The organism is Bacteroides sp. HF-162 (assembly GCF_015679285.1).
Lineage (GTDB): Bacteria > Bacteroidota > Bacteroidia > Bacteroidales > Bacteroidaceae > Bacteroides > Bacteroides uniformis.
The window spans coordinates 1,977,400-1,997,050 of sequence record NZ_CP064937.1 but is presented as its reverse complement, the minus strand read 5'-3'; the positions used below and the strand labels follow the sequence as shown (position 1 = coordinate 1,997,050).

Here is a 19,651-nt window from a genome sequence, read left to right as displayed (position 1 = left end):
TTATGGCAGAAGCAATTTCCCAATGGCGGAAGAGGATAAAAAGCATCACACGGGACTGTACTGTAGACTATTTGTCTTCAGAGTTCTGTTTCAGGGATCCTATCAGGCCTATTAAGAACAATTCCGGAATAATATATTCGCCTGCTGATGGAATAGTGATAGATGTATCCAAAGTGGATTCTGTGGATCAACTTATATACACCAAAATGGGGAATGTGTGCCTGTCGTCACTGTGCCATGGCATGATAGAAAACGGCAACTATACCTGCGTATCGATATTCCTTACATTTTATGATCCGCATATTGTCAGAATGCCGTTTGACGGAGTAGTTTCTCGTAAAGACTTACCGCCATACTATGTTCTGGACCATCCGATGCTGGATTTCGAGAACACTATCATTAACGGCAGGATTTCTGAAATAGACCGTAGGGAGATAGGGACCTTTGCCTTTAATCAAAGATCCTTGTTTGAGATTTTCTCTCCGATGATCGGCCGGAAGCTATTTCTGCTTCTCACTGCTGATTACGATATTGATACTATAGTCAGTTTCTTCACGGGCAACAACCGTCCGCTGAAACAGAACCAGCGAATAGGTCAGATCAGATATGGCAGCATGGCCACTCTCATTATTCCATCTGATATTAAGTTTTCTCCATGCGTCAGAGAACTTGTGCATGTCGAAGCCGGTATTGACCCTATATTTATGTCTGATGAGAAATGAAGATCTCAGGTTGGATGCTATTGCACGACTTGCCGCCCCGGTAATAATAAGTGAGTTTTTGGAAGAAGCCCTGATTGTGACAGACTCCATACTGCTCTCTTATATGCCGTCGGTATATCTGGCTTCTGTAGGAATAATAGATGCTATTCTTCTCATTATTTTAGCCTATGGCATAGCCTTGAATGATTCGTATCAGAATTATTTTGCAAGATATAGAGATAAAAATATTGTGGAGGTGATTGCGGTTTTCAGAAAAGCATGGCTAAAATTCGGAATATCCGGAATAGTTGTTTCTCTATTTGTAATCCTGCTTTCATCATTTGGCGCAAGATTTCTCGGGGACAATGACGTGATTGAGTGTGTTGGGCAAGTAATATGGTTTATCTTGCCCTTGGCGTTATGTTCATATATATCTATGTGGCTCAATTCATTTTTAATGGGATTGGGGCATTATCGGCTGCTGGCATGGATATCTATATGCTGCGTTGTCCTGAATGGCGTATCTGGCTATGTTCTGCTGTTTAAGGTCTCGACGCATTTTAATCCGACAAGTATTGTTTTACTGACTTCGGCATTGTCTGAGCTTTTCGCAATAATAATGATGGGAGTATATGTATTGAGGCGATATGTGCCCTGGAAATTCGATGTTCCTATCAGACATAACAGGTTGCTGTCCCGCATATTCTCGTATGCGTCAGTATATCCAGCTATATCAGAGATTGGCTTCCATGTAGGTTCTCTTGCCCTTTTCTTGTTTTGTTCATATTTCTTCCCTAATAATCAAGTCGCGCTTTTGACATTAATCTTTTCATATTGGGGATTGATTCAGGTTCCGGTTGATGCACTGCAGGAAATCACTTTGAATTATTTTGCTGAAATATATAGTAAAAAGCAATCCGGCAAGTTTTCGCCATATTCACAGATGTTAATCAGATTTTCAAGAATCTGTTGTGTCATACTGTTTATTATTATTGCGGTTTCGGATCTTGTATTAGAGGGGTGGTCGGTTTATAAATGCTTGGGGCTATGTATCGTGTTCGTGATTTCTTTGTTCGCTTGTGGGACGGAAGTATTTAATACTTCCTTGATTGTTAGATTAAAGAACGACTCTTACATAATCAGCAAACTTATTTTTGGGGTGATATCTTGTTTGTTAATTATAATTGGTAGATTTGTAATTGGAATAGAAAATATTTTAGCCATACTAATTCCATTCCTATTGGCTCAATTGGCAGAAAACGCATATTCGTCATATAGAGCCCGGAAAGCATGGAAGTAGAACATCGTTATATTTGTATATTAGCATAACTGAGCAAAAGAAAAACTGCAATAATTATACTTTTCTTTCATGTCATAATCGGTGGTCTACATTCAAAGATGGAACGAGAAAGTCAAGGACGGGCTTGTACTATATTCATCGCCCCATTCGAGGCCACCGCAACCAGAGCATCGCGTTACATCTGTCAACAATGCAACGAAACGTCGCTTCCATCTCCGACGCAAATTCTGCATCACCCATTCCTGAGAAAGGATTTCGCGATTCCATGCTCCAACTATTACAAATGTGTCTGTATCGACAATGAGTCCTTCCATTTCTTAGGCTCAATTTGAGCAGCAAAATTAGATTTTTTATTAAATCACCAACCGACACCTAATATATTGCGTAATATATAGACAATCAGCAGCTTTCTTGTTGTGAAAAACCCCTTTGACTTTTATGGACAAGGCGTCAGTTATTCTTGTTGATGAGGTTGACTATGACTTTAACCATTGTGTCCTTTTCCTCAGTGCGGCTTTCTGCTATCATAAGGGTAAGGGCGACGAGGGTGTTGTCGGCAATGCGCTTTGTGCCGTCTTCGTTGTAGAGAATGCCATTGCCGTTGAGGAACCACAGGAACAGTGTGGCGGCAATGCGTTTGTTGCCGTCACTGAACGAGTGGTTTTTGGTAACGAGATACAGGAGCATGGCGGCTTTCTCCTCCACTGAGGGATAGAGGTCAACGCCTCCGAAAGTCTGGTAAATCTGACCGATGGAGCTTTTGAAGGAATCATCTTTTTCGTTGCCGAACAATGTGCTACCTCCAAATTTCTCATGTAACTCGCGGATGACTTCCATGGCGTTTTCGTAGGTGGCATGAAACGACTCTCTACCGGTGGTGTCCTCAATCTTCAGTTCCTGATAGTCGTAGCGGTCAAGGGTGTCGAGGGCGTATGTGTAATCGACGACAACATCAAGCAATGAACGGCTATCCTCCGTAAGCCTTTCTTGATTCTGGATTGTGCGGCCAAGCACTTTTACCAACTGACTCAGTTCGTCATATTTCTGCGCAGCTATGCGTTCGTTTATAGCATAGCCTTGAAGAAGATACTGCTTCAATATCTTATTCGCCCAAATGCGGAATTGAGTGCCACGTTTGGATTTAACGCGATAGCCAACAGAGATAATAACATCAAGGCTGTAAACTTGAGTCGGCTTGTACTTCGACAGAGTATTATGCAAAATTTGCATATTACTCTCTTTCTCCAGCTCGCCTTCCTTGAAAACATTAGAGATGTGGCGGGCAATAACTGACTGATCTTTGTCAAAGAGTTCGGCCATCTGCCCTTGGCTCAACCATACGGTATCATTCTGAACTGTCACATCAATCGACATATTTCCGTCGGGTGCCTGATAGATTACGAGCTGTGAATTATTTGTTTCCATATTCAAAATTACAATTTATATTTTGATTTGTAGCTGTTTCTGAGTAATAATAGTTAAAATACTTCCGTTTTACTGCCATTGGCGATAGCGTTAATCTCGTCGGCAATTTCATCGGAGGAGAGTTTGATGTAGTCCATGAAGGTCTTTTGCGTTTTGTGGCCGCTGACGTGCATCATCTGGACTATGGAGTATTTGTGGGTGAGGTACATGTTGGTTATTCCACTGCGGCGGGCTGTGTGGGTAGTCACGCACTTATAGCGGGGCATTATCACCTCTCCCTTTTCGTTGTGCTCGACAACGAGCTTGCCGTCCTCCACCAGTTTCTTCTGCTTTTGAGTAAGCTTGGTTACTACCATCCTGGCTAAGTCGGGCACTTTACCGGACAGCTCCTTTAGAATCTCCTTTATGTAGCGGTTGAGTATCACGTCAACAACATAAGGGAGATTGTAGTCGTATTTTTCGCATATAGCCTTTAGGTTGGGATTCATTATAGGAATCTTTACCTCGTTGCGGGTTTTCTTCTGAATGAGGCGTATTACCGGTGTTCCTTTGGCAGTAGTGGTGAAACAATCCTTGTCGATGTCGTTGTAATCGCTCACGCGCTGACAAGTGTAGCACCCGACAAGAAATATATCGCGCACCTCTTCCTGCTTGCCTGACAGTGGCATTTCATACAATGCCTGAAGCTCTGCCTCGGTAAGGTAGATTTCGATAGCCTTGTCTTTCTCTTCAATTTTCTTTTTTGCGAAATATTGCAGGGCACGGTCATTGTTGTGGATTCCGTCTGCATAAGCGTAGCTGATAATTGCACGGAGATCAACCAGATATTTATTCTGCGCAGTCACCATATAATCTTTCTTCTCCATAAAATTCAGGAATTTGGTGACGAACGCACGGTCTACGTCATACCATGTGTTGCGATGCTTTCTGTCAAACAAGTCATAGAGCTTCCTAAAGCTATTCCATGCCTTCACAGTGCCGGGCGCATATCTATCATGACCATTAAGCCTGGCACCGCTCTTGATTTCATTGCAAAATCGGTCTATGAAATTCCATATTTTGGCGCGTTCAGCATCGATGCCTTCCTTTATCAGACGTTCCTGCTCTTCCTTTATGCGTTCTTCCTCACGTTGCCGTTCCTCCTCTTCACGCTTCGCTTTCATTATGGCTTCTGCCTTTTTCGGATTGGCGATAGCGAGGATTTCGGCCTCAACATGCGACTTGTCGAAAGACATGCCTTCGACTTCCGATTTTACTACCAGTTCAATCCTATTGAGTGAGTCGTGTAAATTAAAGTTCGCCCTTTGATGTCGCATCCATTTTTCAGGACACGACAAAGCCTCTTTCCACTCCGCAACATTCACACGGATCTGAGAGGAAAAGAGCGTATCGACTTTGTGTTTCTTATTCTGCACCCTAAAGAAAAGAGTTGCAATTTCGTTCTTCTCGTCCTGCTTGCGGATGAAGAACCGGGAAAGAGATTTTGCCATAGAATCCAAGGTTCGATTCCCTTATGAATCGGACACTGCAAAGTTAGTGACTTTTTCCGGATAGTCACTACAATAGTCACTATAATTTCTAAAACAGTCACTACTCGCCTAAATTGAAATTCGTTTAATTAGCGTTAATATCAACATATTAGCATATATTTGGATTTAATCAGATTGATAATAATTTAACATTTATATTGCTGGTGGCACCACTTTTAAGAAAAGAAAAACGATGTAAATCCCTGAATTTCAAAGGAATTCAGGGATTTTTCATTTCCAAGAATAGGCAAAATAAGTGGGATTAAAGCAAACTATACGTCCTTATTCGGGGGACGGTTTTAGAAAGCCCTGAATGTTCCACTACGCGATAGCTACTTCATTCTTTTACTGCACGTTGCACTATTTTACATAACAGAGTCCTCGGTTCGATTTCCTAACTTTGTATCATTAAAAATTGAGCAGTATGGAAAGAAAGAGATTCAGCGTTTTGTTCTTCATCAAGAGAAGCAAACTGTTAAAAAACGGGGAAGCGCCCGTGCGTGTGCGTGTCACTTATGACCGCTTGTATGTGGAACTTCAACTAAAACGAAGCGTAAAAGTCCCACTTTGGTCGCAGGAAAAAGAGAAATCGACAGGCAAAGACCGAAATTCTGCAGAACTTAATCATTACATTGATGCCCTGCGTGTGAAATTCTATCAGATTTACCAAGACTTGGAACTGGAGGGAAAGATTATCTCCGCACGTGCCATAGTGAACCGCTATCAGGGAAAGGACGAAACTTTCAAGACATTATATAATGTGTTCAAGGAGCATAACGATAACTGCCGGAAGCTAATCGGGACGGACTATGCCGACATTACCGTAAGACGTTACGATAACTGCCTGAAATATCTCATGGAACTGGTGAAACGGGATTATAAGGTAGATGATATGCTGTTGCGTGAGGTGAACGGGGAACTGGTACGTAAATTCGACCTGTACCTAAAGGCTGAGAAGCATTGCGCACAGAATACCGTTATCCGGTACATGAAATGCTTTAAGAAAGTGATAAACCTCGCCATTGCCAACGAGTGGCTGACGAAGAACCCGTTTGCCGGAATCAAGTTTCACGAGGTAGAAGTAAACAAACAGTTCCTTAGCCAAACTGAAATTAATAAGATATGGCAGAAAGAATTTAAGATAGAACGGCTGGAACTGGTACGAGATGTATTTATCTTCTGTGTGTACACTGGACTGGCGTTTATAGACGTATATAATTTACGTCCCGAACATATTTCAGAGGATAGCAACGGTAATTTGTGGATAGTGAAAGCCCGTGAAAAGACAAACAATCTTTGTAATATTCCACTTTTGAACATTCCGAAACAGATACTTGAAAAATACAAGGACAATCCGTATTGCCTTGATAAAGGTGTTATGTTGCCTGTTCCTTGCAATCAGAAGATGAACAGTTATTTGAAAGAAATTGCTGACCTGTGCGGAATTAGAAAAAATCTGACCACGCACACCGCCCGGCACAGCTTTGCAAGCGTCATCGCACAGGCTAACAATGTATCACTTCCGAATGTGTCTAAAATGTTGGGGCATTCGTCTACGAGAATGACACAGCATTATGCCAAAGTATTAGACCAAAGCATTTTGAAAGATATGAAAGAGGTAGATATGAAGCTAAATATTCTCCAATCATAAGATTAAATCACAAATTCAAAAAAAAGACTTAGGAAAGTATTCTTAAGTCTTTTTTTATTTATACTTTTGTACTTAGTAAGTTCTGAATATCAAACTAATACAGAGTGATACAGATAATACAAATTGTGAATGGAAAATAAAATAGTTTCATATTAGATGATATTTTCATTATATGTTTGCCAATCATATAAAACTAATTTTTGTATTAACAGCCTATTCTCCTATAATATTTATTGTATGGGCAGTTGAAGTATATAATAACTTAACCAAAGGGAATCAGATTGGACTCATTAATAAGCCTATAGAGATTTTCAACCGATTAAATCTAATATTCATTTTCATTATACTCTTATTAGCATGTTATTTATTCATGAAAGCAGCGAGAGGGAAATTAACTATTAATAACATAGGTGTAAAATCTATTAAGAGCGCAGATTTGAATATGAACTCTTTGTTGTTAAGCTATTTTTTACCATGTATTGAACTCTTTAAAAAAGATCCAATTTTTATTTTTGGATGGTTTGTTGTGTTAATCATATTGATAGTTATAAATAGAGGTACATATTTTTACAACCCAATTATAAAACTCTTTGGCTATAGATATTATGAAGTCACAACAAACAGTGGCGTTGTCTACACTATGATTTCAAAAAAGAAATTAGTGAACACCAATGAAGTGAAAAGATATTCACAGCTAACAGATTATGTAATTTTAAATCAATTATAACTTATGAGAACACAAGCTAATTCTGCCGTATGCAACTTCTTTGCCCTTTTAAAAGATGACACTGTAAGAAAAATAGATTTACTACAGGCAATTACAAATAACATAAAATCCTGTTTTATTGACAATTCAACAAAACTAATGGATAGTGAAACTGAAGAAATTTTATTTGATGGGAATTTTAATATAGATGGGAACGAGGTATTATATGTTGAATTTCCTCTTTCTGATACATTATTAGAAGCGAACACTAATAGTATCGGTTTAAACACCTTGGATATATCAACAGATGAGATCAAATCACTATTCTGGATTGAAAATAACATATATTATTTTCAGAACTTTGACAAAAGGAAACTGTTACAAAATAAAAATGTACTTTTTTGGAATAACTCCACCTATGATAAACTGTCAAATGATGCTCTTATAGTTGAAAATACAGTAAATGCCATATATAAAAATGGTAAATTCTATTTTAAATCATATACTAATGCAAACAAAATAATTTCATTGATAGATTTCTTTGAAGAAGCGTCAAACGAAACCATTGAAGACTTTGCTAATCAAGAATTATTAAATGTGAACGTAGATTGGTTGAAAGAAAATAGTAATTCTATGATTAGAAAACAAATAACACTTATCCAAAAGAGTAACATTTTGGCTACAGCGACAGTCAAAAAGCTTAAATCTTCTGCAAAGAAATTCAATTTGCAAATAGAAATTGCCGATGGTAAACTCAATATACCCAATGATAAAAAGCAATGCAAGGATGTACTATGTTTCTTAAATGAGCAATTTTATATTGGGCTAATATCAGGAAAGAAATTCCGAACTAACTCTAAGAGGGAAGCTTAGTCCCTCTTAGAACCATCTTTGACCGATGAATTTTAAGCTAAAATTGAAGCATGAAATATTGCTATTTCTCAAGAAAACAAGATTTCATGCTTTCAATATTTCAAGTTATCATTCCTGTAATGCTTATCTAACAAATTCATTATATCACTTTCCCGATAAATGATTTTTCCCGGAAGTTGCACATATCCCAGCAGTCCTGTATCCCTGTAATCCTGCAAAGTCCGCTTACTGATACACAGTTTTTGGCAGACTTCCTCACCTGTCAAGTAATGTTCGCCACCCAGTACCGGACGATAATTCGTCATCATGTATTCCATATTCTCCAACACCCGGTCAAGGGATGAAAACAATACTTGTGTTGTATTGGAATCTTTTGTTATCAAATCCATAGGTTCTATTTTTTAGAGTTATTCTTCACGTGATTTTGCATAAAGGTTTCCACATCCGAAATCTTATAATAAATCTTGTTATTGATTTGCGAATAAGGTAATTTGCCCATATCACGATAGGTTTGCATCGTCCGGGCAGACACATTCAGCAAACGGCAGGTTTCGCAGTTATCCAACCACTTATCCTGTTTTCTCCGCAAAGGAATACACAGGGCATCCATATGATTGATAAAGTGGTTAAACTTTTCCTGCCAAAGTTCGAATGTTTTCTTTTCAATGGTTACTATTTCCATATTTCATTATGTTTTGATATTACTTCTTTTTTCTTGTTTGATGCAAATATATAGCCTTGAATAATAGCTTGTTTCAGACTGTCCGCAGATGTCCTTATATGTCCTCACTTGTCCCACTTGCATAGAGAAAAGAATAAGAAAAACCGAAAAAGGTAATCGATATAAAGAACTTCGTTCACGTTTCATTCTCTATTATAATAAGGTGAAGAACATAAACGAACTTTCACGGTCTGATAGTATTTTGAAGCAGAGCCGAGCAAAGCAATTCCAAACACCTGACACTTTGTTTTTTACCATTTTTTCTTATTTTATTTGTGGTGCTAATTCAAAAAACAAAGCACCATGAACAATCCTTTTGAAGAAATTTTCAAGCGGCTGGAAAACATCGAAAAGATGATTTCCCCCGTAGTCAGTTCTTCATCCGAAGAACCGGGTAGCAGGCAATCTGTTTTAGTCAAAATATCCGTAGCCAGCCGGATAACCGGATATTCAGTTAATTACCTCTATCACTTAGCCAGCAGCGGAGCGATACCATGTGTCAAACGTGGACGCTCCTTACGTTTCGATGTGGACGAGTTGCAGCGGTGGATGCAGCAACAATATGTACCAGCTTCCAACAAACTATCCGATGAAAGAGAAAAGGGATAACGAAGCGGAACACATCGAGGGTAGGCTATCCAAGAACGAGCGCATCGAAAGGCAGCTTAATTCCTTGTACGACTTCCGGTTTAATATTGTGAAAAGCAGGACAGAATATCGGGCTGCAAATACTTCCGGTTTGTATCAGCCAGTCACAAAGTTTGCTTTGAACTCTTTCAGGCGCAAACTGGATGTTACCGAAGGTGTTGCCACCTCTGCCGAAAACATCCGTATGATATTGGAAAGCGATTTCGCAAGTAAAGTGCATCCCATACGGGAATACCTTACTGCCCTACCCTTGTTGAATCCTGCCGGACATGGATATATCAAAAAACTATTGAACACGGTGCAAGTAGCCAATCCCGGCAAGTGGGAGGAGTATTTTACGAAATGGCTTGTCGGTGTGGTAGCTAATGCCATGAATGATACAGGCTGTCAAAACCATGCTTGTTTAGTCCTTACTGGCGACAAGCAGGGACAGTTCAAAACATGGTGGCTGGATAACCTTTGCCCGTCACCACTAAAAAACTATCTATTTACCGGGAAGATAGACCCGCAGAGCAAAGACATCCTGACACTGATAGCCGAATACTTGTTTATCAACATCGACGACCAGCTAAAGGAACTCAACAAGCAGAATGAAAACGCATTAAAGAACCTGATAACCACCCCGGCAGTTAAATACCGCAGACCGTATGATATTTACATAGAGGAATATCCGCATTTAGCCAGCTTCATGGCTTCGGTGAACGGTAACGAGTTCTTGACAGACCCGACAGGGAACAGACGATTTCTGCCTTTTGAAGTCCTGCACATTGATAAACCGACAGCAGAAAGTATCAACATGGATAATGTCTACTCCGAAATCATGTACTTGTATCGGCAAGGTGTACGCTATTGGTTTAATGATGCCGAGATTGAAGAACTGCACCTGACAAATGCGGAATTTGAGGTGCAAACAGTTGAGTTTGAAATGCTGATGCAGTATTTTGAAAAGCCCACAGAGGAAGAAGAAAGTCTGTTTTTTATGACAACAGTGCAAATCCTCACTTGTTTACGGGACGTATGCCCTATGCAGTTATCTGAAAAACGGTTGGGGGAAGCATTGCGGAAAGCCGGATTCAAACGGGTACAAAAGCGTATCAGCAACTGCAATTATTCGGTATATGGGTACAGAATAAAACCTATTTCCATACCCTACATCGATAACAATTACGGTTAACACAGCCGTTTATTATTGGCAGTTACTCCCATGCAGTAACTACCGAAAAAACATATTACTGTGTTTTATTCATTGAATACTAATCATTTATACAATGCGCAGTAAGGAGTAAGATAAAACCCTGAACTTTCAGGAAATTTAAAAAAAGAAAAGTCAGAAAACAACATAGGTAATATTTCTATCTCTTTTGTATAAAACAACTTACTTATCTTACTGCATAGAGTATAATCCGTTGAAAGAAAAAGAGATAGGTGCAGAAAGTTGACTGTTTTTCTTCTTACTCACTTCTTACTTCATTACTGCAATTTACAAACATTCAAAAATAAAGATTATGACTTATCAGGAGGCTAACCATATCAGTATCAAAGATTATCTGAAATCATTAGGCATTTTGCCCGCAGTGGATAAATATTATTACGGCATGTACCACAGTCCGTTCCGTCAGGATGATACGCCCAGTTTCAAGGTGGATTACGGTGTAAATCTGTGGTGTGACTTCGGGACGGGTGAGGGCGGCTCTCTCATCGACCTTGTGATGAAGCAGCACGGATGTAACGCTTACGGTGCTATCTGCCGACTGGAACAGTATTCATCCGGAAATTCTTTTTCTTTTCAAAGGAAAGAGGTTTCAGAAAGGATTCAGCATGAAAGGAAACAACCGACCAGCCCGATAGACATCCGTAAAATCCAGCCGTTGCAGAATCCGGCACTCATGGATTATTTGAGAAGCAGGAACATTCCACCTGAAATGGCAGCGCACCATGTGCAGGAAATGTATTACCGTATCGGTGACAAGCCTTATTTTGCGCTTGCTTTCAAGAACGATGCCGGAGGTTACGAACTTCGCAATCCACGTTTCAAGGGGAGTACATCACCCAAAGACATCACACACATACGGCAGTCAGGCAAAAAGAACGATAGCTGTTTTGTTTTCGAGGGAGTAATGGACTATCTTTCTTTTATCGCCATCCGGCAGAAAACAAATCCCACTTATCCTTGTCTTGACTGGCAGGATTACATTATCCTGAACTCGACCACTAATGTAGATAAAGCCTTGTACCCGTTAGCCGATTACGAGCATATCCACTGCCTTTTGGATAATGACGACGCAGGGTCTAAAGCCACCCAAGCCATACAAAAGGAATATCGTTGGCATGTGCGTGATTCATCACATCTGTACAGTGAATACAAGGACTTGAACGATTACTTGTGTGGGAAGAAGTTTATCCAACCAGCAGAAATGATGCAACAGTCAACCCAACAAATGCAGCCGGAAAAACAAAGACTGTCTGTCAAACAGCAACAATCGAAAGAGAAAAACAGACAAATTCCCGGTGAAAAAAGAAAAAGGGGCAGACGGTTGTAATCCGAAGAACAAGCAGAGCATACCAACGGCAAGCGGTGTGATTTAGGGGAGCAAGGTTATGTTTCGGTAGACCGAAACACCTTGCTTTGCTTAACGCAAAGAAAATTTCTCCCGTTGGTCGCAATTTTTAAGATACCACCTAAAAGCAAAAACACATGACAGGGATAAGGAACAAACCGGGAGGTCGCCCGGCAAAAAGCCGGATAGACAAGCAGAACCGGGTAGTCAGCACGAAACTGACCGAGTTACAGTTCTACGCAATCAGGAAGCGAGCCACCGAAGCCGGGCTGCGTGTCAGCGAGTACGTCCGGCAGGCGGTCGTTTCGGCAGAGGTGACGCCCCGGCTGAACAGGCAGGATGCGGACACTATCCGCAAGCTGGCGGGCGAAGCCAACAACATCAACCAGCTAGCGCACCGGGCGAATGCCGGAGGGTTCGCACTGGTGGCGGTGGAACTGGTGAAACTCAAGAACAGGATTGTTGAAATCATAAACCAACTGTCGGATGATTGGAAAAATAAAAAAGGGAAGCGGATTTAAAGGCTGCGTGAACTATGTACTCGGTAAGGAACAGGCGGCTTTGCTTCATGCGGAGGGAGTGTTAGCGGAAAGCAACTGGGACATCATACGCAGTTTCATACTGCAAGCCGGGATGAACCCCGACCTGAAAAAGCCTGTCGGACATATTGCGCTAAGCTATTCCCCAGTGGACGCACCCAAGCTGACAGACGGGAAAATGGTACAGCTTGCGCAGGAGTACATGCGTGAAATGAAAATCACCGATACGCAGTACATCATCGTGCGACACCAAGACCGGGAACATCCGCACGTGCATATCGTGTTCAACCGTATAGACAACAACGGCAAGACCATTTCGGACAGGAACGACATGTACCGCAACGAACAGGTATGCAAGAAGCTGAAAGCCAAACACGGGCTTTATTTCGCTAAAGGCAAGGAGCATGTAAAACAGCACCGTTTGAGAGAGCCGGACAAATCCAAATACGAGATTTACAATGCCGTAAAGGATGAAATCGGGAAATCAAGGAACTGGCAGCAGTTACAAACCCGGCTGGCAGAAAACGGTATCGGGATTCATTTCAAGTACAGGGGACAGACTGGTGAAGTGCAGGGCATATCTTTTTCCAAAGGTGAATACACGTTCAAGGGTTCGGAGATAGACCGCAGTTTCAGTTTCTCCAAACTGGATAAATGTTTCGGGGATGCGGGGCTGAACACTACCGGAAACAACCGACAGACGGTTTCCGCACCTATTCAGGAGCTATCGCAGACACTGGGCAAAGCCGACAGTCCGTTACTGACAGGCTTGGGCGGTCTGTTCTCCGCCCCGTCCTCTCCGGCTGATGAAACACCCGACAATCCCGGTGAAAGAAAAAAGAAGAAAAAGAAACGACACTTAAAATTATAGGAACATGGAAAATAACTTAATTTTGGAGGGGCTTCTCTCTATGGTTACGGAACTGAAAGAACGGCAGGAGAAGCAGGTAACGCCAGCCAGCCGGGAGGAAATGATTAACCGACTGGACGTTATCGAACAGCGCATTTCGGAAATGCAGGGCAAATCCGGCATTCCTGAAAACATGGTGCGGGAGATTCTAAACCAAATCGGCAGTATCAGAAATGGGCAGTCCGAGAACCAAAAACAAGACCTTGAAGATATAAAGGGGCTTATCATGACCTCGCACCGATATTTCAAGGAGCGGTTAAAGGTGTTGTTCCCGGCTGATGATACACCAGCCGGAGAAATAACGCCCGTTTCATGGTACGACAAACTGATATATCGGGTAACTCCCTACCTGAAACCCAAGTTCTTTCTTCTTTCAGCAGGTTTTATTATCTGTATCATTTCGCTAATCTTGAATATTCGTTTTACGGAACGGATGCAACGGTTACAGGACAACGATATAAAATACCGCTATATCCTGATGAAAGGAAAGGCAGACGGCAGCAGCCTTGATTTGCTGGAAACGAAGTTCAGCAGGGAACGGGATAACGCTTTCATCCGAAGCCTGACCGATTCGGTGAAAGACTTTGAATACCGCAGCAGGAAGCAGGCGGAAGCGTTGGAACGGGCAAGGCTGTTAAACGAGCAAGCCGAGCAGCTAAAGGAGGAAGCCGACAAGCTGGGCAAGCCATAAGCCAAAACAAAGCCGGAGCAGAACCGCCCCGGCTTTTTAATTCACTTCTTTTTCTTCGTGCAGTGTCCTTTCTCGAACTGGCGCAGCGTGGTGACGCTGAACCGTTCCTTGATGAACTCCCGGACATCGGAAGCCTTGTAGTACACTTTTCCGCTGATTGTGAAGTACGGCAGCGCACCGATAGCCCGGTAGCGTTGCAGGGTCTTGATGCTTACTTTGAACAGCAGGCACAAGTCCTGATTATCCAGCAGGTTGTCATCTTCGGGCAACACCCTGTCGGCATTGCGCAGTACCCGTACATCCTTGCAGAGTTCTTCCAGTTTGGCGTACAGCTTCTGCATCCATACGCTGAAATCGTCATTATCTATATACATGATTGCTTCATTTTTCTGATTATACATTATGGTCTGTCAATCGATTGATGAAGCAAAGTTCAGAAAACAGGTGCAAAGAAATTATAGGGGGACTAATGGAATCCCCTATAAATAAGTCATAAACAGCTGGTTATCTGTACCCTTTCTTTTCATGTTCCTTGCGAATAAGCTCTGCCAGTCCATTAAGAAACTCTGTCAGCTTGCCCGGCTTTCGTTTTATCACGTCCTCATGCTTTTGGTAACAGTCACCTATCTTGATATTGAAAAGCCATTCAAAGGCTTTCGTCAAGTCCACTAAATAAACAGGCTTGCCATTTTGATACACAATCTTTTGGGAAAGGAACAACCCGCTAACTATTTCCATGATATTGATAAGAGTGGTTCTGTCAGCGAGATATAGAGGGGAAAGGGCTTGTTTGTTGGTGCGTTGCTGCAACTGTTCCGGGTACTTGATACGCCATTCGATTAGGCGTATTTCGGTATTCAATAGCCCTATCGCTTCATCAATTAGATACAAATAGGATATTTTTTTCCTGCTCAAACCATACACGGTATGATTTAAGACGATACAAACCAAAAGAGAAATAGCGGAGTAAAATGCTATAATCTTGTTCTGTAATACTGAAATCGGCTACATGGGTCGCCAATTCTTCGATAGCTTCTGCAAATTCAGATGCAGACACTTTACGTTGTGAGCATTCCGACAATAAGCGGAAAAATCTTTGGTCGAATATTTTTTTCATTTAGTCGATTAAAAATACTATTTGACAGCAATCAAATAGAAATGTTATTGATAATATTTTTAACTTCATATTTTAAAGAATCTGGTCTTATTATAGTTGCACTATCTGCAAAAGACAGATACCAATGTGCAAACTTACTGATTGAAAATGTTAGAAAATGAAGCTCAAACATATCCCCTATCTCTTTCTCAGATGTTAATCCGTAATAATATTTATCATCATTCATTATGGAGGTTTTATTCTTTTTTATTCTTATAACGATTTCATGTAATTTTTCTTTATCATAAAACTCGCGTATGAATTTTTCCAAAGAAGGATGTTCCCGTGATTGTAATTCATTAAGAATGTGCATTTTTTGAATTCTATCTATCCGAAATGTAAGATAGATTTCTTTGGGAAGATAAAAGCCTATTAGATACCAGTTAGTTCTCGAAAAGAAAATTCCAACAGCTTCAATCTTTCGTTCTGAAACACTTAACGCATTACTTCCCAAATAAGATATTTCAATAATTCTTTTTTGGTATATACTTTGTAAAATAAGTAAAAGAATATCAGGTTTATAGGTAGATGATTTATAAGTATCCAATACAGACATGCACTTTTCCATTGTTTCTAACATATTTTTGTCTGCAAAACGCATGACAGACCTAATCTTTTCTATTCCAGACTTATAATGTTCGTTGCTATTTGAATCAGTTAGTTCATGTACTAATTTCTCTGCAATCAAAAAGGACAAAGCCTCTTTTTGAGTAAACATTAGAGGAGATAATTTGAATCCTTCTGCAAGTGAATAACCAATACCGGGATTTCCTATGATAGGAATGCCTGCCTCTTCCAATGTTCTTATATCTCGATATACAGTGCGAATGCTTATATTAAAACGTTCTGAAATTTGCTGTGCTTTCACTAACGAGTGCGATTGTAACTGAATCAATATAGCAGAAATACGGTCTATTCTATTCATTTTGCATCTTTAATTTGAATATTTGAATCTTCAATAATAACAGCTTGTTTATTACTTATAGGAATAAGCTGCAACTTCTCATTATATAGTTGAACTATCTTTTCACCTTTTTTCTTGAATGGAAAATTTCCATAATGGGGAATCGTATAAAAATCGACCAAATCTAAAGAAGTACAGTCTTTCAATTCAGGAGCCTTTTCTATTGGATCAAAATTCACACTTCTCATATATTCTGCATCGGGAGAGGCTATTATTGCTCCGGCAGATTCCCCAATATACAGTTTACCCAATTTCACTTGTTTAGATATAATTTTATCAACACCTTTTCTTTTTAACTCTTGCAAAAGGAAAAATGTATTTCCACCTGTTATGTAGATATAATCGCATTTATGTAATATAGAAGATATTTCCTCTTTGGGCAGTTGGGTAATCTCGACTTCTTCAACAATCATTCCTGCTTCTTCTAAAGCCTTTTTCCCCTTTTTTACATAGAATCGTATTGGTTCTGTAAGGCTTGCAGTTGGTATAAAAGCTATAATTTTCCCTTGCAAATCTTCTTTGGCACAATCGACAAATAGATTAGCAACATCAGCAAATGATGAGCATAAAAATAATCTTTTCATATTCTATAATATTAAGTTGAATACTTTTTGATACAAAGATAGCGTCTTCTATGACAGCCCTATGTCAGTAAGTCTAATATTGAAGAGTTTTTTTCATCAAAACAATCCATTATTGAAATTTACCCTATTCGTAATGTGGCTGCACGTTTCGAAACCAGTGGGGTTTATGTAGTTATACATATTACTCGATAAAAATACTCCTTTACGATTCAATCTATTGGGAAAATTGATACCTGACATTTCGACTAAAGTTCTTTCTATATACTTCATGGATATTGAAAACCTTCCGTCACATAGCCTGCAATTCTTCTTAATGATACAGAGAAAAATCCTCAAAACAACTCCTAAAAGAATACTGAACAAAATTCAAACAGACTTTTAGCAGTAAATACAAAAAAAGTTCTTGGAAATATTGATAATTCCAAATAAATATCTACCTTTGCACGCAGAAATCGAACCTAAGACACAAACTTGTGTTGAACGGTGCAAAGTTGTGAAAACCTTATTCAAGGGACTAACATCGTAATAAAGATATAACTTATTGAGAAATAGTGCTATACAAACCGATTTTCGGTTACTGGTGGCACCACTCAAATAAATACTCCCATTGAAATGATAATATTTCAATGGGAGTATTTATTTACACCCACTCCCCCTATCCCCAGCAACATGCTTTAAGATAGACTTTACTATTATCCCATGAAAAGGTCTGATAATAAAGAAATATGCCCTTCCCAGCCAATTATTGTACTTCACAACAGTAGTAATCCGAAGTTCTTGTTTTCCTTCGTGATATTCCCCGCACCACATGGACACATGGAAATCAAGATGCTTATCCGGCATTCCGAGAATTTCTTCATGCAGATTTTTATCCAAGACCATATCTGTAAATCTGGTTGCTGTATCCAGTCCTAATGGCTTTACAATCGCATTCCTGAAATTCATGAGCCAACCAATCCACTTAGGAAATCGGCTGAAGGCAAGATTGCGAAAATCTTCCGGTGTCAAAGCCTGCCCAGTGACCATCACTTTAGAAAAAGAATCTATATAATCTACAGGAAAATAATTCTTTATTAAGCTGTCTGCCGGTATATCTTTCATCTTATCACATATTGAATTTATTACTCGTTTGCTTTTCATTCACGGCGTCCCCAATGACACGGCCTACAAAGGTAGCCACTTAATCCAACCCTACAACATATTCTTAGAAATAATATTATCCCGTAAAAGATAAAGCTCAAAAGAAAATTATCAGTTATCTTTGTTCCATGACTACCAACAAGACAACTCCCAAAGAATTATGGGCAAGACAGCAGATTAGCGGTCCCGATGTGGACTATGATTTATGGAACAAGAAAAGAATATCCGTGCAAGCGTTCTCACAAATGAGTCAGAGCTGTATTTTTACAGTTGACGTATTTAAAGAGAGATACGATTTTGCATCCGACAGTTTTGCCCATCTTTTCGGATACAATCCCACTTGGATAAAGACAATCAGGCAACAAGGCGATTTACTGGAAGAGAGAATACACCCTGATGACAGAATGCAACTCACGGAATGCCAAATCGAGCATGGACAGTTCATCTACTCACTCCCACCGGAAGAAAGAAATGACTACCGGCAAATATTTCAATTCCGTATGTTGAATGCACGGCAACAGTATATCAATGTAAGTAGCCGGCAACAAGTCATAGAAACAGACCGGAATGGTAAAGCCTGGATAATCATGGGAGTAATGGACATACTTCCCGACCAGACCCCTATCGAAAGAATCAAACGGACGGTGGTGAACAGAAAAACGGGAGAGATGCTTCCAACATGCACTGTTTCTCCTGACAAACAATTATCCAACCGGGAGAAAGAAATATTACGACTCATCCGACAAGGTTTTCTAAGCAAGGAAATCGCTCACCAGCTGGGAGTGAGCATCTATACTGTGAACAATCACCGGAAAAACATCCTAAGCAAGTTAGATGCCAACAATATAATGGAAGCCATCCATATAGTAGAAAATCTTGGTATCTACCTCTAAGATTACGGAAGCCAACCGAGACTGTCCGCCAACCGATTTGTTTTGCGCCACTCTTCAAGCTCCTTATAAGTGCGGACACCTCCCGTAAAGACAGCATGATAAATCTCTATACCTGGAATCGTTACACCATCCGGCACATCGAATTTGATTTGCAATATCGTTTTCCTAATTTCAGGAGTAAGGCGCTCCGCAATAGCGGCAGTCACCTTTTCTACAACACCATCATACCTGGAACCTTTCCGGATGTGAATCATATCAAACTTCCAAGTATTCTGTTCTCTATCCTTATATAAAGCATGCCACTCCATGCACTCTTCCTCCGTATGGATAAGGTTCCTATATTGTATTTCCTGCAAAGGCAACCGTTCCGCAAGTTCCCGGATGACCGAAAAGCTCTCTCCTACATCCAACCTATCGGTATAAATATGGATATCTATATCCCTACTTTTCGCCAACAGCCCGGTACGGAGTGAGCCCACCAAATGAACGGTTGCTCCAATGCGCTCCCATGCTTCAATAATACAGGTATCTTCCAATACTTTCCATGCAGATTGCTGATTCTGCCTTGCAAGCTCATGAATGTCCATTTACCTCCACTTTTTTGAATGTGCAAAGATATAAAACTTCCCAGTATATAGCTATAAATAGCCATTTCCCTTCTT

The 19,651-nt window shown here is 40.2% G+C and carries 23 protein-coding genes; 12 read left to right on the top strand and 11 right to left on the bottom strand.

The features are described 5' to 3' along the window. Positions 1-2: 2 nt before the first annotated feature. Both ITJ87_RS07935 and ITJ87_RS07930 read left to right on the top strand, forming a co-directional pair. Complete coding sequence (locus ITJ87_RS07935; RefSeq protein WP_117601510.1) at positions 3-722, top strand: phosphatidylserine decarboxylase; 720 nt, start codon at positions 3-5, stop codon at positions 720-722. After that, entirely contained in the window at positions 712-2,001 is a 1,290-nt protein-coding gene (locus ITJ87_RS07930) for an MATE family efflux transporter (RefSeq protein WP_171030418.1), read from the top strand. The genes ITJ87_RS07935 and ITJ87_RS07930 overlap by 11 nt, the downstream gene beginning before the upstream one ends. 450 nt (positions 2,002-2,451) lie before the next feature. Here ITJ87_RS07930 and rhuM read toward each other — a convergent pair whose 3' ends face one another. Continuing rightward, positions 2,452-3,426, bottom strand: coding sequence for a virulence protein RhuM/Fic/DOC family protein (gene rhuM / locus ITJ87_RS07925; RefSeq protein ID WP_117601512.1), 975 nt, complete (start codon positions 3,424-3,426; stop codon positions 2,452-2,454). Between the two features lie 53 nt (positions 3,427-3,479). After that, a complete protein-coding gene (locus ITJ87_RS07920) occupies positions 3,480-4,916 on the bottom strand; it encodes a phage integrase SAM-like domain-containing protein (protein WP_117974726.1) in 1,437 nt (478 codons plus the stop codon). 463 nt (positions 4,917-5,379) lie between these two features. On the opposite strand from ITJ87_RS07920, the gene ITJ87_RS07915 reads away from it, so the two are divergent. The 3 genes from ITJ87_RS07915 (at position 5,380) to ITJ87_RS07905 (ending at position 8,185) form a co-directional block, all read left to right on the top strand. Then, entirely contained in the window at positions 5,380-6,606 is a 1,227-nt protein-coding gene (locus tag ITJ87_RS07915) for a site-specific integrase (RefSeq protein ID WP_195690831.1), read from the top strand. Between the two features lie 370 nt (positions 6,607-6,976). Further along, positions 6,977-7,333 (top strand): hypothetical protein, encoded by a 357-nt coding sequence (locus tag ITJ87_RS07910; RefSeq protein ID WP_144408962.1) that lies wholly within the window; start codon positions 6,977-6,979, stop codon positions 7,331-7,333. Between the two features lie 3 nt (positions 7,334-7,336). Next, entirely contained in the window at positions 7,337-8,185 is an 849-nt protein-coding gene (locus tag ITJ87_RS07905) for a hypothetical protein (protein WP_045899360.1), read from the top strand. A gap of 92 nt (positions 8,186-8,277) precedes the next feature. Here ITJ87_RS07905 and ITJ87_RS07900 read toward each other — a convergent pair whose 3' ends face one another. Together ITJ87_RS07900 and ITJ87_RS07895 are read right to left on the bottom strand one after the other, a co-directional pair. Further along, positions 8,278-8,574 carry a helix-turn-helix domain-containing protein gene (locus tag ITJ87_RS07900; protein ID WP_045899361.1) on the bottom strand — a complete coding sequence of 99 codons (297 nt, stop codon included), beginning with the start codon at positions 8,572-8,574 and terminating at the stop codon, positions 8,278-8,280. A gap of 5 nt (positions 8,575-8,579) precedes the next feature. After that, a complete protein-coding gene (locus ITJ87_RS07895; protein WP_045899362.1) occupies positions 8,580-8,867 on the bottom strand; it encodes a helix-turn-helix domain-containing protein in 288 nt (95 codons plus the stop codon). 342 nt (positions 8,868-9,209) lie between these two features. On the opposite strand from ITJ87_RS07895, the gene ITJ87_RS07890 reads away from it, so the two are divergent. The 6 genes from ITJ87_RS07890 to ITJ87_RS07865 all read left to right on the top strand — a co-directional run bounded on the left by ITJ87_RS07890 (position 9,210) and on the right by ITJ87_RS07865 (position 14,252). Next, entirely contained in the window at positions 9,210-9,515 is a 306-nt protein-coding gene (locus tag ITJ87_RS07890) for a helix-turn-helix domain-containing protein (protein WP_045899363.1), read from the top strand. After that, entirely contained in the window at positions 9,496-10,728 is a 1,233-nt protein-coding gene (locus ITJ87_RS07885) for a VapE domain-containing protein (RefSeq protein ID WP_045899364.1), read from the top strand. Before ITJ87_RS07890 ends, ITJ87_RS07885 begins: the two co-directional genes overlap by 20 nt. 331 nt (positions 10,729-11,059) lie before the next feature. Continuing rightward, positions 11,060-12,094 (top strand): toprim domain-containing protein, encoded by a 1,035-nt coding sequence (locus tag ITJ87_RS07880; RefSeq protein ID WP_045899366.1) that lies wholly within the window; start codon positions 11,060-11,062, stop codon positions 12,092-12,094. Between the two features lie 155 nt (positions 12,095-12,249). Continuing rightward, on the top strand, positions 12,250-12,633 hold the full coding sequence (locus tag ITJ87_RS07875) for a MobC family plasmid mobilization relaxosome protein (RefSeq protein WP_005645888.1): 384 nt from the start codon (positions 12,250-12,252) through the stop codon (positions 12,631-12,633). Beyond that, positions 12,599-13,522, top strand: coding sequence for a relaxase/mobilization nuclease domain-containing protein (locus ITJ87_RS07870; RefSeq protein ID WP_045899368.1), 924 nt, complete (start codon positions 12,599-12,601; stop codon positions 13,520-13,522). The genes ITJ87_RS07875 and ITJ87_RS07870 overlap by 35 nt, the downstream gene beginning before the upstream one ends. A gap of 4 nt (positions 13,523-13,526) precedes the next feature. Then, positions 13,527-14,252 (top strand): hypothetical protein, encoded by a 726-nt coding sequence (locus ITJ87_RS07865; protein ID WP_045899369.1) that lies wholly within the window; start codon positions 13,527-13,529, stop codon positions 14,250-14,252. Positions 14,253-14,293: 41 nt separating this feature from the next. Here the strand turns inward: ITJ87_RS07865 and ITJ87_RS07860 are convergent, their stop codons facing one another. The 6 genes from ITJ87_RS07860 to ITJ87_RS07835 all read right to left on the bottom strand — a co-directional run bounded on the left by ITJ87_RS07860 (position 14,294) and on the right by ITJ87_RS07835 (position 18,057). Continuing rightward, complete coding sequence (locus ITJ87_RS07860; protein WP_045899506.1) at positions 14,294-14,626, bottom strand: helix-turn-helix domain-containing protein; 333 nt, start codon at positions 14,624-14,626, stop codon at positions 14,294-14,296. Between the two features lie 130 nt (positions 14,627-14,756). Next, positions 14,757-15,176: an RteC domain-containing protein gene (locus tag ITJ87_RS07855; RefSeq protein WP_025866771.1), complete on the bottom strand. Its 420-nt coding sequence runs from the start codon at positions 15,174-15,176 to the stop codon at positions 14,757-14,759. Beyond that, positions 15,130-15,369, bottom strand: coding sequence for a hypothetical protein (locus ITJ87_RS07850; protein ID WP_025866770.1), 240 nt, complete (start codon positions 15,367-15,369; stop codon positions 15,130-15,132). The genes ITJ87_RS07855 and ITJ87_RS07850 overlap by 47 nt, the downstream gene beginning before the upstream one ends. 31 nt (positions 15,370-15,400) lie before the next feature. Further along, complete coding sequence (locus ITJ87_RS07845) at positions 15,401-16,333, bottom strand: YafY family protein (RefSeq protein WP_045899370.1); 933 nt, start codon at positions 16,331-16,333, stop codon at positions 15,401-15,403. Further along, the gene (locus tag ITJ87_RS07840; RefSeq protein ID WP_004315354.1) at positions 16,330-16,956 is read right to left on the bottom strand and encodes a Type 1 glutamine amidotransferase-like domain-containing protein; all 627 of its coding nucleotides are present in this window, start codon (positions 16,954-16,956) and stop codon (positions 16,330-16,332) included. The genes ITJ87_RS07845 and ITJ87_RS07840 overlap by 4 nt, the downstream gene beginning before the upstream one ends. Positions 16,957-17,592: 636 nt before the next feature. Further along, positions 17,593-18,057, bottom strand: coding sequence for a DUF2867 domain-containing protein (locus ITJ87_RS07835; RefSeq protein ID WP_005835508.1), 465 nt, complete (start codon positions 18,055-18,057; stop codon positions 17,593-17,595). 167 nt (positions 18,058-18,224) lie between these two features. On the opposite strand from ITJ87_RS07835, the gene ITJ87_RS07830 reads away from it, so the two are divergent. Further along, entirely contained in the window at positions 18,225-18,989 is a 765-nt protein-coding gene (locus ITJ87_RS07830; protein ID WP_009037034.1) for a LuxR C-terminal-related transcriptional regulator, read from the top strand. 2 nt (positions 18,990-18,991) lie between these two features. Here the strand turns inward: ITJ87_RS07830 and ITJ87_RS07825 are convergent, their stop codons facing one another. Continuing rightward, complete coding sequence (locus ITJ87_RS07825) at positions 18,992-19,576, bottom strand: nucleotidyltransferase domain-containing protein (RefSeq protein WP_117965979.1); 585 nt, start codon at positions 19,574-19,576, stop codon at positions 18,992-18,994. Between the last annotated feature and the right edge of the window lie 75 nt (positions 19,577-19,651).

Excerpts from the sequence above, each read along its gene's own strand:
- ITJ87_RS07910 (WP_144408962.1), top strand. The coding sequence starts at position 6,977 with ATGAAAGCAGCGAGAGGGAAATTAACTATTAATAACATAGGTGTAAAA.
- ITJ87_RS07915 (WP_195690831.1), top strand. The coding sequence starts at position 5,380 with ATGGAAAGAAAGAGATTCAGCGTTTTGTTCTTCATCAAGAGAAGCAAA.
- ITJ87_RS07840 (WP_004315354.1), bottom strand. The coding sequence starts at position 16,956 with ATGAAAAGATTATTTTTATGCTCATCATTTGCTGATGTTGCTAATCTA.
- ITJ87_RS07830 (WP_009037034.1), top strand. The coding sequence starts at position 18,225 with ATGACTACCAACAAGACAACTCCCAAAGAATTATGGGCAAGACAGCAG.
- ITJ87_RS07895 (WP_045899362.1), bottom strand. The coding sequence starts at position 8,867 with ATGGAAATAGTAACCATTGAAAAGAAAACATTCGAACTTTGGCAGGAA.
- ITJ87_RS07935 (WP_117601510.1), top strand. The coding sequence starts at position 3 with ATGGCAGAAGCAATTTCCCAATGGCGGAAGAGGATAAAAAGCATCACA.
- ITJ87_RS07880 (WP_045899366.1), top strand. The coding sequence starts at position 11,060 with ATGACTTATCAGGAGGCTAACCATATCAGTATCAAAGATTATCTGAAA.
- ITJ87_RS07930 (WP_171030418.1), top strand. The coding sequence starts at position 712 with ATGAGAAATGAAGATCTCAGGTTGGATGCTATTGCACGACTTGCCGCC.
- ITJ87_RS07860 (WP_045899506.1), bottom strand. The coding sequence starts at position 14,626 with ATGTATATAGATAATGACGATTTCAGCGTATGGATGCAGAAGCTGTAC.
- ITJ87_RS07865 (WP_045899369.1), top strand. The coding sequence starts at position 13,527 with ATGGAAAATAACTTAATTTTGGAGGGGCTTCTCTCTATGGTTACGGAA.
- ITJ87_RS07825 (WP_117965979.1), bottom strand. The coding sequence starts at position 19,576 with ATGGACATTCATGAGCTTGCAAGGCAGAATCAGCAATCTGCATGGAAA.
- ITJ87_RS07845 (WP_045899370.1), bottom strand. The coding sequence starts at position 16,333 with ATGAATAGAATAGACCGTATTTCTGCTATATTGATTCAGTTACAATCG.
- ITJ87_RS07890 (WP_045899363.1), top strand. The coding sequence starts at position 9,210 with ATGAACAATCCTTTTGAAGAAATTTTCAAGCGGCTGGAAAACATCGAA.
- rhuM (WP_117601512.1), bottom strand. The coding sequence starts at position 3,426 with ATGGAAACAAATAATTCACAGCTCGTAATCTATCAGGCACCCGACGGA.
- ITJ87_RS07835 (WP_005835508.1), bottom strand. The coding sequence starts at position 18,057 with ATGAAAGATATACCGGCAGACAGCTTAATAAAGAATTATTTTCCTGTA.
- ITJ87_RS07905 (WP_045899360.1), top strand. The coding sequence starts at position 7,337 with ATGAGAACACAAGCTAATTCTGCCGTATGCAACTTCTTTGCCCTTTTA.
- ITJ87_RS07885 (WP_045899364.1), top strand. The coding sequence starts at position 9,496 with ATGAAAGAGAAAAGGGATAACGAAGCGGAACACATCGAGGGTAGGCTA.
- ITJ87_RS07850 (WP_025866770.1), bottom strand. The coding sequence starts at position 15,369 with ATGAAAAAAATATTCGACCAAAGATTTTTCCGCTTATTGTCGGAATGC.
- ITJ87_RS07870 (WP_045899368.1), top strand. The coding sequence starts at position 12,599 with ATGATTGGAAAAATAAAAAAGGGAAGCGGATTTAAAGGCTGCGTGAAC.
- ITJ87_RS07920 (WP_117974726.1), bottom strand. The coding sequence starts at position 4,916 with ATGGCAAAATCTCTTTCCCGGTTCTTCATCCGCAAGCAGGACGAGAAG.
- ITJ87_RS07900 (WP_045899361.1), bottom strand. The coding sequence starts at position 8,574 with ATGGATTTGATAACAAAAGATTCCAATACAACACAAGTATTGTTTTCA.
- ITJ87_RS07875 (WP_005645888.1), top strand. The coding sequence starts at position 12,250 with ATGACAGGGATAAGGAACAAACCGGGAGGTCGCCCGGCAAAAAGCCGG.